We start from the raw sequence: 13,044 nt of genomic DNA, 5'->3' as shown, positions 1-13,044 counted from the left end.
AGAACAGAGCAGAACGAAGACAGGGGAGGCTCCACAGCTGTGGAGCCTCCCCTGTTTTATATTGCCGCGCCTGACGGATGGCGCAGGTCATTCACCCAATCCGCGCGCTGCCCGTTTTTTTACATCCCGCTGCCTGCATTCCCCTGTGTGCCGATAAGGGCCTCCAGAGCATCCGCAGCGGCAGTCATTGCCGCTGTGTCCCTGTGCCTGAGGGCACGCTTTGCGTTTTTGATTGCCTCGTCAAGCTGCTTTTTCTGCTCCTTGTCCATGCTTTTGCGGACCTCCTCGCTGTGGTACGGCAGGCCTTCCAGCCGGTCCTTTACCTGGGCGTCGGACCTGGCTCTGGCGTCCTCAGCGGCGTACTGCTGCGCCTCCCGCACTGCCCGGTCAATCTCCTCCCGGCTCATGTTGCTGGAGCCCTGGATGGTGATCTCCTGTCGCTTTCTGGTGTCCCTGTCCATGGCCGAGACATTGACAATGCCGTTGGCGTCAATGGTAAAGGTGACCTCGATCTGGGGAACGCCCCGGGGGGCACGGCGGATGCCGTTGAGCCTGAACTTTCCCAGGCTTTTGTTCTGACGGGCCATGGGCCGCTCGCCCTGAAGCACATTGACCTCCACAGAGGACTGGAAGCTGGATGCTGTGGTGAAGATCTGGCTTTTTGTGATGGGAATGGAGGTGTTTCGCTCGATGAGGCGGGTGCAGACGCCGCCCACTGTCTCAATGCCCAGGGAGAGGGGGGTGACATCCAGAAGGAGCAGCCCTTTTACGGCGCCTGCCAGGACGCCGCCCTGCAGGCACGCGCCCATGGCGACACACTCATCCGGGTTGATGCCATTGAAGGGTTCTTTTCCGAGAAAGGATTTGACCGCCTCCTGGACGGCGGGGATGCGGCTGGAGCCGCCCACCATCAGCACCTTGCTGATTTGGGAGATGGACAGACCGGAATCAGAGAGAGCTGCCCGCACCGGCGCCATGGTCTGCTCCACAAGATGCCCGGTCAGCTCGTTGAACTTTGCCCGGCTGAGGACAAAGAGAAGATGCTTGGGGCCGTCCCTGCCGGTGGCGATATAGGGCAGGTTAATCTCGGTGGTGACGGCGCTGGACAATTCAATCTTTGCCTTTTCCGCCGCCTCCCGGATGCGCTGCATTGCGCTGATATCCTTTGACAGGTCGATCCGGTTCTCACGCTTGAACTCCCTGACCAGCCAGTCACAGATGCACTGGTCAAAGTCGTCGCCTCCCAGGCGGTTGTTGCCGGAGGTGGCCAATACTTCGATCACGCCGCCGTTGATGTCCAGAACGGAGACGTCAAAGGTGCCGCCGCCCAGATCGTAGACCATGATCTTCTGTGCCTCTTCCTTGTCGATGCCGTAGGCCAGGGCGGCAGAGGTGGGCTCGTTGATGATGCGCTGGACATTCAGCCCGGCGATGGTGCCGGCGTCCTTTGTGGCCTGGCGCTGGGCGTCGGTAAAATAGGCCGGGACGGTGATGACTGCCTCTGTGACCGGCTCGCCCAGATAGCTCTCCGCGTCCGCCTTCAGCTGCTGGAGAATCATGGCCGAGATCTGTTCGGGCGTATAGCTCTTCCCGTCGATGTTTATTTTTCTGGCCGTGCCCATGTCTCGCTTGATGGAGCTGATGGTACGGTCGGGGTTGGTGACCGCCTGCCGCTTGGCAGACTCACCCACCAGCCGCTCGCCCGTTTTGGTGAAGGCCACAACAGAGGGGGTTGTCCTGCCGCCTTGTGGGTTGGGAATGATCACCCGCTCGTTGCCCTCAAAGACGGCCACACAGGAGTTTGTGGTACCAAGGTCAATACCGATGATTTTTGACATATGCTTTTATTCTCCTTCGCGGATTAGTTGTCATTGCTGTACGGGTAGCCGCCAAACCAGGAGCCGGGGAAGGTCGGGCTCTGGCCCGACTGGGAACTGTCGCTCTCCTGCTGCTCCGAGTCCCCGCTGTCCGGAGAGGACTCCTCATACCACGGTGGGTATGCACCGGGATAATCCGGGTACATTTCGTTGTAATACTCCTGAAACTGCTCTATCTGGCTCTGGAGCTGGTCCTGCTGGGGCGCGCGCATGGACCGGCTGAGAAGAGCGGACACCAGATTCAGCACAAGAAAGCCCACAATGATATAGATAAGAAACGGCCTGCGGTGGACGGTGCCTCCGGTGCTGCGGCCAGACCATGAGAAGGGGCCGAAGGGGTCGAAATCCTCCTCATAGGACTGCCCGGAGTCTCCATACCCGCCGCCGTATCCGCCATAGGGGTTGCTGCCGGCGCTGTGGGGATTACCGTATCCGTAGGCGGCGTTTGTCTGGCCGGGATTTTTGATCTGCTCATAGGCGGCGTTGATCTCATTCATCTTGCGGGCGGCTTCCGGATCGCCGGGATTGAGATCGGGGTGATATTTTTTGGCCAGACGCCTGTATGCACGCTTGATTTCCTCTTCGGAGGCGTCTCTGGAAACCCCAAGCACGCTGTAAGGATCGTTCATCCCAGTTCACTCCTCATCATGTTTTCCGCTCAAAATGGGCGCCGCAGCTCCGGCATGTGATGCAGATTCTGCCCTTTCCCTTGGGGACGCGCAGCTGCTGTTTACACTGTGGACAACGGTAAAATTTGTGGGTCTTGCGCTGCCGGAAGCGCAGCTTGCGGAGATTGCGCCACGAGAGATACTTTTCATTCTGAGCCCGGCACTTCTCCACATTGCGTAAAAGGGCCCGGATGTACACATAGCAGAGCACCGCCAGCGCCGCGCTGTACAGGAACATGACTCCGAACAGTAAGCTGAGTACCATGACGATTAGGGCGGCCCACAGGAGGGCTTTGCCCAGGTCATCGATTCCGTTGCGGCCGGAGAAGAATGCGCGAAGTTTGTATTTCATAATGAATTGCACTCCTGTTGCAAGCAGAGGATTTGTCCGTGATTATAGAGAGGGAAGATTAAGTTTTCGTCACCTAACATTAACTTTAGGTCAAGTTTTGCGGGAGATGAGACGAATTTACAAATTGTTTATTTCTACTCCGCAAATAAATGCTACCCTTTACCTGTCATTCCATAGAAGATAGGTGGGAAGCAGCGTGTTTCGGATTTTGGTGGTGGAAGACGACAACGGCATACGGATGCTCATGGAGGATGCGCTGGCGGATGCGGGCTATGAACCGGTCCTGGCGTGCAACGGGCTGGAGGCCCTGGAGGTTCTGGAGGCCAAGCATATTGATTTGATCATACTGGACATCATGATGCCCAAGCTGGACGGCTATGAGCTGCTCAGACAGCTTCGGGAGAGCGGCATGGATATGCCGGTTTTGATGGTGACGGCCAAGCAGACCCTCTCAGACAAGAAGAAGGGGTTTCTGCTGGGCGCGGACGACTATATGGTGAAGCCCTTTGAGGAGGAGGAGATGCTCCTGCGGGTGGCGGCGCTGCTGCGCCGGGCCAAGATTTTAACCGAGCGAAAGCTGACGGTGGGAAGCACAGAGCTGATTTACGACTCCCTGACGGTCATCTCAAACGGCACGGCACAGACGCTGCCCAAGAAGGAGTTCCTGCTGCTCTACAAGCTCCTCTCCTTTAACAACAAGACCTTTACCCGGCGGCAGCTGATGGATGAAATATGGGATCTGGACACGGAGAGCGACGAGCACACCGTGAATGTCCACATCAACAAGCTGCGGGACAGGTTCCGGGACAACCACGATTTTGAGATCGTAACCGTTCGCGGGCTGGGATATAAGGCGGTGAAACGATGATAAAGCGCATGCTCCACTCCTCGCGGGGCATTTTTGTCACCTGTGTTGTGATCACAAATGTCCTGTCCGGGTTTATCACCACATTTATCTGGCTCAATCTGTCCGCCTATCTCCCGGCCAATCAACAGCCGGACTCACCGCTGCTGCCCATGCTGATCTCCGCCCTGGTGGCGGTGCCCATTTCCTCCGTGGTCAGCAAGCGCTCGGCAAAGCCCCTGCAGGAGATGATGAAAGCCACCAAGTCCATCTCCAAGGGGGATTATTCTGTGCGGGTGGAGGAGTCAGGCGAAGGGGATATCTGCGAGCTTCTGCACAGCTTCAATCAGATGACCGCCGAGCTGGGCAGCACGGAGATGATGCGCAACGACTTTATCAATACCTTTTCCCATGAGTTCAAAACGCCGATTGTATCCATCCGGGGCTTTGCCAAGCGGCTGAGGAACGAGAACCTGCCCTTGGAAAAGCGGGAAAAATACCTGGAATACATCGCGGCGGAATCGGAACGGCTGTCCGACCTGGCCAGCAGCGTCCTTTTAATCGCCCGGTATGAAAACCAGAAGCTGGTGACGGAGCAATCGGAGTACGATTTGGACGAGCAGCTCCGCGGCTGTGTGCTGCGGATGGAGACCCTGTGGAGCGCAAAGGGGCTCACCTTTGAAATGGACCTGCCAAAGCTGCCCTATGTCAACAATGTGGAGATGATGGAGCATGTCTGGATGAACCTCATCAGCAATGCCATCAAATTCAGCCATGACGGCGGTCAGATCTTCATTTCGGCGGTCCGAACAGCGGACAGCATTGCGGTGACCATTCGGGATGAGGGCATCGGCATCAGCCCTTCTGAAGTCAGCCATATTTTTGATAAGTTTTATCAGGCGGACACAGCCCATTCGTCTGTGGGCAATGGCCTCGGCCTGCCGCTGGTGTACCGTATCGTTCAGCTCAGCGGCGGCACGATTGCCGTAAAGAGCGAAGTGGGAAAGGGGACGGAATTTACGGTTACCTTGCCCGCGGCGCACACATAAACGGGGAACAACCCGCGCGCTCTCTTGACTGGATGAGATAGGTGCTCTATAATATGTAGCACACTACACCATAGGGGGAAGCTATGACACTCAAAGGGATCGGCTATCTGGTGAAAATGATCGACGATAAAATGAAGGTCAAAGCGGATGCGGATCTGACCCACTATGACCTGACACTCTCCCAGTGCCGGGTGCTGACCTTTCTCCAGAGCCAGGAGGGACAGGCCACCCAGAAGGAAATTGAGGACTTTCTGGAGGTCTCCCATCCTACGGTGGTAGGGCTTGTCTCCCGGATGGAGCGGCGCGGATATGTAATTACCTGGCTTGACACCAAGCAGCAGCGCAGCAAAATGGTTCGCCTGACCGAAAAAGCCCAGACCGTGGCCGAAGAGCTGGTCCACATGGTCCAGGAACAGGAGGCGTCTATGGTCCGGGGACTGACCCAGGAGCAGGTGGCGGAGCTCACCAGGATGCTGCTGGTTATCTATAAAAATTTGGAATAGACATAGTGCCGCGGATAAGCGGCATTGTGTTTGCTCTTTAGTGTAGCACGCTACACTAAAGAGCAGGAGAGGAGTGGTTGTATGGGTGAGGGCAGGCCATCCGGTGGCGGCGTGGCCGGCGGGCAGGAGGAGAACCCGCGGGAGGGACACAGAGAAAGCCAGGCGGACGAGAGGAGAGCGTGGAAATGAGGATAGGATTTGCAGAAATACTGGTGATTTTGGGCGTGGCTCTCCTTGTCCTGGGACCCGACAAAATGCCCTACTATGCCAAAAAGCTGGGCGAGGCCCTGAAAGAGTTCAAGAAGGTGTCCTCCGAGGCCACCAAGGACATCCGGGAGAGCATCATTGAGCCTCTGGAGGAGGCCCAGAAGTCCCTCAAAGAGGCGATGGAGCCTATCACCGGGCTGCAAAAGGATATCCAGAGCGAGGTGACGGATATCAAAAAGTCCTTCAAAAACCTGGGAAAGCCCTCAAAGGAGGCGCCCAAGGCGGAAGAAATGAACACCGAAGCGCAGGCAGAGGAGACCCCCGCCCCTGCGGAGGAGGAAACTTCCACAATGGAGAGGACCGCCGTATCGGAAGAAGCCGAAACGGCACAATCGGCACAGTAAATTTACCGGGAGAAAAAGATTAGGAGGATGTATCATGAAAATCAGTACAACAGAGCTGCTCATCGTGCTGGCCGTGGTGGTGGTCATCTTTGGCCCCACTCAGATCCCCAAGCTGGCCAAGATGATGGGAAAGAGCATTAAGAATCTCCGCGCCGGCATGACCGAGGACGACGAGGAGAAGCGGGAGCAGAAAACCAAAGAGTAATGAAAAAACTGAAGAAGGGGTCGGAGGGCAAGACCATGGCCCTTTCCGGCCATCTGCGGGAGCTTCGGAACCGGCTGCTGGTCTGCGTGATATGCCTGACGGCGGTCTTTACGGTAAGCCTCTATTTTGCAGGGGACATCGTAGAGCTGCTCACCGATATCGGTAAGGCCTACGGCTACAGCTATGTCTATATCTCCCCTCAGGAGCTGCTGCTGGAGCACTTTTCGGTGGCGCTGGTGGCCTCTCTCTGCGTCAGCCTGCCCCTGATTCTCTATCAGCTCTGGGCCTTTATCCGGCCGGGACTGAAGAAGCGGGAAAATGTCTTTGCCGTGCTGGCGATGTGCTTCGGGCTGGTGTGCTTTGCGGGCGGAGTGTACTTCGCCTACCGGCTGATGCTGCCCTTTATGCTGGAATTTCTCATCGGCATCACCGAGGGGACCTACATCTCAGCCGCCATCTCAGTCCACAACTACATATCGTTCCTGCTCACAATCTTCGTCATTTTCGGCGTGGTCTTTGAGCTGCCTGTGGTGTCCGTCCTGCTGACCCAGCTGGGCCTTATCAAGGTAGAATGGATGAAAAAGGCACGAAAAGCCATCATTGTGGTCATTTTCTTTGTGGCTGCCGTGATTACGCCGCCGGATATCGTCTCTCAGATTATGGTGGCCGTCCCCATGCTGCTGCTCTATGAGTTCAGCATCATTCTCTGCTGGCTCCTGATGAAGATCCGGCGCAGGAGGGATGAGAAAGAGGAGAAGGCGGAAGCCAAGGCTTAAAATGCCCCGATGAAACGGCCTTGCGCCTGCCTGAACAGAGATTATGCCTTGCCCCGGTACGTGGAGGTGTACCGGGGCAAGGCTGTGTCCAGACGATGACGCAATTTCCTGTCGGAAGCCATACGCCGAATATTCCTGCAAAAGCGTGCTCTATGTGAAGCACGTCCCACAGCCGCGGGTTGTGGAACGAGCCTTTTTTCTGTTTTTCTATCGATAAGTACATTGTTATAATTTTGATGAACGAAAAAAGGCGAAAGCCTTACAAGGAGGACTGAAAATGGATATATCCCGCAGAGACTTTTTGAAGGGGACCACCGCAGGAATTGCCGGACTGGCGCTGGCCGGTATTCTTGGCGGATGCCAGGCGACTGAGGAGACAACACAGACTCCGCAGCCCACCGATTCCGCAGCTGGCGCCGCCGAATCCAAGGGGGTGCTCCTGGGAGATATTCTGAACCCCCAGGAGAATTTTACCGCCTATACCACGGATTATTCCCACATCTTTTCCCCGCTGAAAATTGGCGGCGTTACCATGCGCAACCGTCTCGGCAAGAGCGCTGCCGGTTCGGAAATGCAAAAGCGCTCCGACTGGCCCGATGACACCACACTGGAGTACTACCGCCGGTTTTCCGAGGGCGGCATCGGCATGATTTGCACGGAGGCGTCCAACTCAATTCCGTCCTCGGCTCCGTCAGACTCGGCCGCCAGCATGGACGAGATTGCCGATATGCCGTGGGTCGGCGGCTCGGAGAATATTGCGGGCCTGCTGACCTTCACCTCTGATGAGGGGATTGCCGCGCATAAGCTCATCGCTGACACCATCCATGAGGGCGGAGCGCTCGCCATTGGACAGGTCACCGACGTATTGGGCAACGGTTCTTCCTCCACCTTTACCGAGACCACCAAGCTGGAGAACTCCTTCGGCGGGCGTATGCAGTCTACCGAGGAGATTCAGCAGGAGATACAGAAGTTTATTGACGCCGCAGAGCGGTACTACAAAGCTGACTTTGACGGCATTGAATTGAATGCTTCCTGCAATCACTATTTTTCCACCTATCTCTCCCGCCGCATGAACTATGAGCGTACCGACCAGTACAGCGGCGAGAGCATCGAGAATCGCTGCCGGATTCTGACCGAGATCATCAGCGGCATTCGCGAGCGGATCGGTGATGACTTTGTGATTCAGGTGCTGTTCAGCGGCCTGGAGTACAACGTGTCCGAGCTGGGCAAGGATGAGGGCTGCACCACGCTGGAGGAGGCCATTGAGTTTGCAAAGCTCTTCGAGAAGGCCGGTGCCAGCAGCCTGCATATCCGGTCGGAGATCTTCGGCCATCACTGCGGCGGTTTTATGCCGGACGTACTTCATATTCCCGAGCACGGTCATACCGGATACGGCACCGTAATCGATTATAACAAGCATCTGGCCCCGGTTCTGGGCAAATATGACGGTACCGCAGCCCTGCTGGATGTAGCGGCGGCCATCAAGAAGCATGTCTCCATTCCCGTGGGCGTGGTGGGCTCCATGGACCCCCGTCTGGCTCCCGACCTGCTGGACAACGCCATCGCCGAGGGGAAGGTGGATTTCTTCCTGATGACCCGTCCCCTGATGGCGGACTTTGACCTGCCCAACAAGCTGAAGGAGGGCCGCCGGGACGAAGTGGCCCCCTGTACCCACTGCATGACCTGCTTCATCGCCTCCATCGACTGGGGCATTCCCATGTATTGCCGGGTCAACCCTGCCCTTTCCCGTGCCCTCACCGAGGATATGCCCGAGGGCTATTTCCCCTCGCCCACGGACACGCCCAAGAATGTCATGGTTATCGGCGGCGGTCCTGCCGGTATGGAGGCCGCCCGCATCGCCGCACAGCGGGGCCATCATGTGAAGCTGTATGAAAAGGCCGACGCGCTGGGCGGCCGCCTGGACTCCCTGCAGAAGCTGAAGGGGACCCATGAGCGCATTCTGGACCACAAAAACTACCTGATCCGCCAGCTGGAGGTCTACGGCGTGGAGGTGGTGACCGGTCAGGAAGTGACAGCCGATTTTGTCAAGGAGCAAGGGCCGGATACCGTCGTCGTGGCGGTGGGAAGCCAGCCGGGTGCCTGGGACAACCAGACCACGGTGACGGGGGATATCCCCAACATGACGAACATGCTGGCCGCCCTGGAAGAGGGCGACACCTTGCCGCTGGGCGATCATGTTGTCATTGTGGGCGCCCAGTTCCAGGCCTGTGAGCTGGCGGTGAACCTGATGAAGCTGGGCAAGACAGTTACCATGCTGAATCCCGGCCCGGAGAACGAGTTCTACATGAACGGCGCCGCATGGCCCCGTGAGATGACCAAGGCCTGGATGCGGGCCAAGGGCCTGAAGCTGTACCACAATGTAGCGGTAAAGACGGTTGCTGAGACCGAAGTTACCTTTGAGACGGAGTACGGCGTGGAGATGACGGTTGCCTGCGATTCCGTAGTGCAGGCTCTGCCCGAGGCAAACAACCGTCAGCTTTATGAGGAGATCAGCGCCATCTGTGCGGATGTATACGCGGTGGGCAACTGCTACAGCCCCGGTACCATCGCCAACGCCACCGCCCGGGCCAATCTGGTGGCCCGGAAGATCGGCACCGCTACGACCACCGAAACCGGCACCACCGGTGATGGAAATACCTATACCGCCACTGCGACCGGCATCGGTGATGTGACGGTCACCATCACCGTGGAGGACGGCAAGCTGGTGAATGTGGAAGTGGACACCTCCAACGAGACTGCCGGCATCGGCCGTGAGCTGGGCAGCGAGTTTGCCCAGCAGATTCTGGAGAAAGGCTCCATTGACACTGTTTCCGGCGCGACGGTCACCACCAACGCTGTCCGGGAGGCTCTGGCTGACTGCATGAAGCAGGCGGGACTCTGAGGCTCTTTGCCCGGAGGTTTGCCTTTTGAAAAATATGGTAAAGCATTCTGCATAAAGGGCAATTTCGAGGATGGGAGGGGACTGCCATGGAGATCAAACAGCTGCGCTACTTCCTTGCCGTATGCAAATGCGGCAATATCACGCAGGCAGCGGAGGAGCTTTACATCACCCAGCAGACCCTGTCCAAGCAGATTAAAAATTTCGAGGCGGAACTGGGGGTTCCTCTCTTCACCCGCAGCGTGCGGGGGGCAGAGCCCACCGAGTACGCCAAAAAGCTGCTGGAGCCCGCCACACAGATTGTCTGGGTTGCGGACAATGCCCTCCGGACACTGGACGAGATGCGTCGGGCGGAGCGGATCACCATCCGCCTGGGCCTTGTGCACGGAGATTTCAACGAGTACAGTCCCTTGGCCCCTAAGCTCCTTTTTGAATGGGAGCGTGCTTTTCCACAGATGATCCTGGAGATCCGGGAATTTAGTCCCGGAGATAATCTGGAGCGCATGCTTCTGCAGGGAGATCTGGATTTGGCCTACATAGACGGCGAGAAGAATTCCGGTCTTCAGAAGGTGCTCATATCCTCCGAACCAGCCTATGTTCTGGTCAGCCGGGACAGCGCCCTTGCCCGGGCAGAGAACGTCACACTGGAGGATTTGGCCCGTCAGCCGATTCTGATCCCCCGTATTTGCGCCATGCCGGAGGAGAGCAAACGTCTTTTGGGGACCTATCTTGGGCGGGAGCCCCGGTTCCGGGAGTTCAACGGCATCTTTGACCAGGGAGTGGAGCATGTCCGGGTCAACGAGGGGGTTCTGTTTGCAGCCCGCTCCTACTGTCTGTCCCGTAATCTGGACGGCCTGGTCACCTTTCCATTCCCCAACCCGGACTATCGGTTTCACCGTTATCTAGCCTGTCGGAAGGACTGGCACCTGCCCATTCCTGTACAGGCATTTATCAAAGAGCATCAACAGGAGTTCTAAAAGATAAGACTACGCTGAATATGCTGCTATTCTATGTCATTTTTCCATAGCATAAGACCGTCCAGCTGACAATATGTCGGCTGGACGGTCTTTGTCTTATATTCAGTTGACAGGACAGCTGGCAGAGGAAAAGGTTACTCTGCGGAGAGCTGCTCCAGCATGGTTTCCGCCAGCTCACGGGTAGCATCGGCCTGGGGATGCAGGAGGCCGTCCTCCTCAGCGGAGATCAGACCCTGCTGGTGGGCCCATGCAAAGGCGGGCTGGGCGAAGCGGGAGATCTCGCCCACATCGGCGTACTGGGACAGGCCGGTATAGTCCATCAGCATGGGGCTGCCTGCGTAGCGCCACAGGATAGTCACCAGCTGCTCACGGGTTACGGTGTCTTCGGGGCCGAAGGTGCCGTTGCCGTAGCCGCTCACCAGCTGCTCACTGGTGGCCCAGCGGATAGCCTCGGCATACTCCGAATCACCGGCTACATCGGAGTAGTCCATGGCAAAATCTACGACGGGCTTGCCCTCCCGCTCGTACAGGATCGCTACCAGCTCGCCGCGGGTCAGTGTTTCATCGGCTGCATCGGGCAGGAGCATCAGATGATAGGCGCTGGCCTGACCGGAGGAAGCGCTTCCATACCAGGCCATCACCTGGCTGCCGGCCTGGATATCCTCCAGAGCCACGGCCTCATCCGAGCCATAGCGGGACAGAGTGGTGTCCTGGTCGGCCAGGATGGACAGGCCGCCGTTGTTGGTGGTGATGGTCAGCTGGCCGTCCTCCAGAGCGACGGCCTCCACCTCATGGAACTGGGCGGTGCCGGCGTCTGCGGGAATATCCCGCACCACGGCGAGGGCGGTGGACTGGGGCGGCAGAGAGAGAGCAGCCGCGGCGCTGTGGAACACGTAGATACCCTCGCCCTCTGCAAGGGTGGCGGGGTCGGAGGCAGTGCATCTGCCGCTGTCAATCCACACGGTCTGCTCCGTGATATTCATAATGTACTCGCCGTAGCGCTCAGAGTCCATGCGGAGCCGGGTGATGGTGCCGTTCTCGTCCTTGACAATCTCCTGCACGGTGCCGTAGTAGAGCACGCTGCTGGGGAGAGCCTGGGTCTCCTCCGCGGCGGCGGTGGGCACAGCGGTGGGAGTCTGCTCCACAGCCAGAGCAGGCAGGGCCATGGTGCAGGCCAGCGCACCGGTCAGAATCAGTACAGGCAGTTTCTTATTCATGTTTGTTGCTCCTTTTACGAATGAATTTTACCCCATGGGAAGAGGGAACTGCTGCAAATCGGAAAACATCGTATTGAGGTCCTGGGCAGTCTCGTCCGGCAGCAGGTAGCGGTTGTCGCCGGCGGATACGAAGGAGAGGGGTGGAATCACATAGAGGTGATAGGAGGTGCCGTCCTTCAGCTGGAAGAGCAGCTGATAGGATGCTCCGCTGTTCTGGGCGTGGGCGATTGCCTGATACTGCTCATTTGTGAGCTCTGCCGGGGCGGCCTGGACCAGCAGGGAGAAAAGTCCCTGTATCTTATCTCCGGAAATGGTCCGAAGCACGCTCTGTCCCGCATGATCGCAGATCTGGACAAGCTCCACGGTATCTGAGAAATCTGCCGTTTCAAAATAAGTGCTCAGCTCCAGGTTCTGACCGTCCAGAGTATCCACACATTCGGCGATGTAGTACTGTCCTTTCCACTCTACAGCCAGCCGGAAGGCCGGATCATAGGCGGTCATCTGGTAGACAGTCCCGCCAACGGCAAAGCTGGCGGCCAGATCTGCCTTGCTGTAACGCTTTGGGTCTTGCTGGATGTCATACTCCAGCGTCCCCAGGGATGCGGACAGATCGTCGGCAGTCAGGTCATAGGAGGCGCCGTTGTTCAGAAAGGTGTACCGAAGGCCGTTGCAGTTCATGGTTTTTCGGATGCCGTCGGGACTATCCGCACCGGGAGCCACCTGGTGGAACACCGTGGCCGGCGGCTCGCTGGTATGGCTTTGAGGAAAGATGAATATACCCAGCAGTACAGCAGCCGCGCAGGCCGCAGGCAGAACGCGCTGGAGAAGAAGCTGCCGCTTGGGGCGTGGGGGAGCCTCTGCCTCCCTGGAGGAGAGAATCCGGGCCAGCATCTCCTCTCTGGCAGCTGGGTCAGGCCGGAGCGAATCATAGGCTTGAAGAAAACGTTCATTGCGCATCAAAATCACCCCCTAATTGCTTTTTCAGCTCCTGGCGGGCTTTACTGAGATAGCTGCGAATTGTAGAGGCCGGCTTGTGGAGCATGGATGCGATCTCAGCTCCGGAATA

Annotated in this window: 13 protein-coding genes and 1 pseudogene; 8 read left to right on the top strand and 6 right to left on the bottom strand. The window is 57.6% G+C overall.

The genetic code is table 11. The features are described from left to right. Positions 1–119: 119 nt before the first annotated feature. Genes dnaK through ACOX7T_RS09125 form a run of 3 tightly spaced genes read right to left on the bottom strand, consistent with a single transcriptional unit; the run spans position 120 to position 2,897 of the window. Entirely contained in the window at positions 120–1,838 is a 1,719-nt protein-coding gene (dnaK, locus tag ACOX7T_RS09135; RefSeq protein ID WP_433442012.1) for a molecular chaperone DnaK, read from the bottom strand. 23 nt (positions 1,839–1,861) lie between these two features. Next, the gene (locus ACOX7T_RS09130; RefSeq protein ID WP_433442010.1) at positions 1,862–2,506 is read right to left on the bottom strand and encodes a J domain-containing protein; all 645 of its coding nucleotides are present in this window, start codon (positions 2,504–2,506) and stop codon (positions 1,862–1,864) included. A 16-nt stretch (positions 2,507–2,522) separates the two neighbouring features. Then, positions 2,523–2,897, bottom strand: a complete 375-nt coding sequence (locus ACOX7T_RS09125; RefSeq protein ID WP_433442008.1) for a hypothetical protein — start codon at positions 2,895–2,897, stop codon at positions 2,523–2,525. Between the two features lie 196 nt (positions 2,898–3,093). Here ACOX7T_RS09125 and ACOX7T_RS09120 point away from each other — a divergent pair, with 196 nt between their 5' ends. The 8 genes from ACOX7T_RS09120 to ACOX7T_RS09085 all read left to right on the top strand — a co-directional run bounded on the left by ACOX7T_RS09120 (position 3,094) and on the right by ACOX7T_RS09085 (position 10,761). After that, complete coding sequence (locus ACOX7T_RS09120; protein ID WP_433442006.1) at positions 3,094–3,765, top strand: response regulator transcription factor; 672 nt, start codon at positions 3,094–3,096, stop codon at positions 3,763–3,765. After that, positions 3,762–4,790, top strand: a complete 1,029-nt coding sequence (locus tag ACOX7T_RS09115; protein WP_433442004.1) for a HAMP domain-containing sensor histidine kinase — start codon at positions 3,762–3,764, stop codon at positions 4,788–4,790. The genes ACOX7T_RS09120 and ACOX7T_RS09115 overlap by 4 nt, the downstream gene beginning before the upstream one ends. An 83-nt stretch (positions 4,791–4,873) precedes the next feature. Beyond that, positions 4,874–5,293, top strand: coding sequence for a MarR family winged helix-turn-helix transcriptional regulator (locus ACOX7T_RS09110; protein WP_433442002.1), 420 nt, complete (start codon positions 4,874–4,876; stop codon positions 5,291–5,293). Between the two features lie 185 nt (positions 5,294–5,478). Continuing rightward, a complete protein-coding gene (locus ACOX7T_RS09105) occupies positions 5,479–5,904 on the top strand; it encodes a twin-arginine translocase TatA/TatE family subunit (RefSeq protein ID WP_433442000.1) in 426 nt (141 codons plus the stop codon). Between the two features lie 34 nt (positions 5,905–5,938). Continuing rightward, positions 5,939–6,109: a twin-arginine translocase TatA/TatE family subunit gene (gene tatA / locus ACOX7T_RS09100; protein WP_433441998.1), complete on the top strand. Its 171-nt coding sequence runs from the start codon at positions 5,939–5,941 to the stop codon at positions 6,107–6,109. Next, positions 6,109–6,885, top strand: a complete 777-nt coding sequence (gene tatC / locus ACOX7T_RS09095; RefSeq protein ID WP_433441996.1) for a twin-arginine translocase subunit TatC — start codon at positions 6,109–6,111, stop codon at positions 6,883–6,885. Before tatA ends, tatC begins: the two co-directional genes overlap by 1 nt. A 277-nt stretch (positions 6,886–7,162) precedes the next feature. Next, a complete protein-coding gene (locus tag ACOX7T_RS09090) occupies positions 7,163–9,787 on the top strand; it encodes an FAD-dependent oxidoreductase (protein ID WP_433441994.1) in 2,625 nt (874 codons plus the stop codon). Positions 9,788–9,873: 86 nt separating this feature from the next. After that, positions 9,874–10,761, top strand: a complete 888-nt coding sequence (locus tag ACOX7T_RS09085) for a LysR family transcriptional regulator (RefSeq protein ID WP_433441992.1) — start codon at positions 9,874–9,876, stop codon at positions 10,759–10,761. Positions 10,762–10,895: 134 nt separating this feature from the next. On the opposite strand, the gene ACOX7T_RS09080 is transcribed toward ACOX7T_RS09085, so the two are convergent. From ACOX7T_RS09080 to ACOX7T_RS09070, 3 genes and pseudogenes are all read right to left on the bottom strand, one after another. Beyond that, the gene (locus ACOX7T_RS09080; protein WP_433441990.1) at positions 10,896–11,978 is read right to left on the bottom strand and encodes an S-layer homology domain-containing protein; all 1,083 of its coding nucleotides are present in this window, start codon (positions 11,976–11,978) and stop codon (positions 10,896–10,898) included. A 27-nt stretch (positions 11,979–12,005) separates the two neighbouring features. Then, positions 12,006–12,935, bottom strand: a complete 930-nt coding sequence (locus ACOX7T_RS09075; RefSeq protein ID WP_433441988.1) for a hypothetical protein — start codon at positions 12,933–12,935, stop codon at positions 12,006–12,008. Continuing rightward, a pseudogene (locus ACOX7T_RS09070) lies at positions 12,925–13,032 on the bottom strand (RNA polymerase sigma factor); the annotation flags it as partial. The gene ACOX7T_RS09075 and the pseudogene ACOX7T_RS09070, both read right to left, overlap by 11 nt. Positions 13,033–13,044 lie beyond the last annotated feature (12 nt).

It is taken from the genome of Pseudoflavonifractor sp. (genome assembly GCF_050943825.1).
Taxonomy (GTDB): Bacteria; Bacillota; Clostridia; order Oscillospirales; family Oscillospiraceae; genus Pseudoflavonifractor.
This window is presented reverse-complemented; position numbering and strand designations above follow the sequence as displayed.

What these genes read in the sequence shown, in the direction of transcription:
- dnaK (WP_433442012.1), bottom strand. Translation starts at nt 1,838, where the DNA reads ATGTCAAAAATCATCGGTATTGACCTTGGTACCACAAACTCCTGTGTG.
- ACOX7T_RS09130 (WP_433442010.1), bottom strand. Translation starts at nt 2,506, where the DNA reads ATGAACGATCCTTACAGCGTGCTTGGGGTTTCCAGAGACGCCTCCGAA.
- ACOX7T_RS09125 (WP_433442008.1), bottom strand. Translation starts at nt 2,897, where the DNA reads ATGAAATACAAACTTCGCGCATTCTTCTCCGGCCGCAACGGAATCGAT.
- ACOX7T_RS09115 (WP_433442004.1), top strand. Translation starts at nt 3,762, where the DNA reads ATGATAAAGCGCATGCTCCACTCCTCGCGGGGCATTTTTGTCACCTGT.
- ACOX7T_RS09110 (WP_433442002.1), top strand. Translation starts at nt 4,874, where the DNA reads ATGACACTCAAAGGGATCGGCTATCTGGTGAAAATGATCGACGATAAA.
- ACOX7T_RS09105 (WP_433442000.1), top strand. Translation starts at nt 5,479, where the DNA reads ATGAGGATAGGATTTGCAGAAATACTGGTGATTTTGGGCGTGGCTCTC.
- tatA (WP_433441998.1), top strand. Translation starts at nt 5,939, where the DNA reads ATGAAAATCAGTACAACAGAGCTGCTCATCGTGCTGGCCGTGGTGGTG.
- tatC (WP_433441996.1), top strand. Translation starts at nt 6,109, where the DNA reads ATGAAAAAACTGAAGAAGGGGTCGGAGGGCAAGACCATGGCCCTTTCC.
- ACOX7T_RS09090 (WP_433441994.1), top strand. Translation starts at nt 7,163, where the DNA reads ATGGATATATCCCGCAGAGACTTTTTGAAGGGGACCACCGCAGGAATT.
- ACOX7T_RS09085 (WP_433441992.1), top strand. Translation starts at nt 9,874, where the DNA reads ATGGAGATCAAACAGCTGCGCTACTTCCTTGCCGTATGCAAATGCGGC.
- ACOX7T_RS09080 (WP_433441990.1), bottom strand. Translation starts at nt 11,978, where the DNA reads ATGAATAAGAAACTGCCTGTACTGATTCTGACCGGTGCGCTGGCCTGC.
- ACOX7T_RS09075 (WP_433441988.1), bottom strand. Translation starts at nt 12,935, where the DNA reads ATGCGCAATGAACGTTTTCTTCAAGCCTATGATTCGCTCCGGCCTGAC.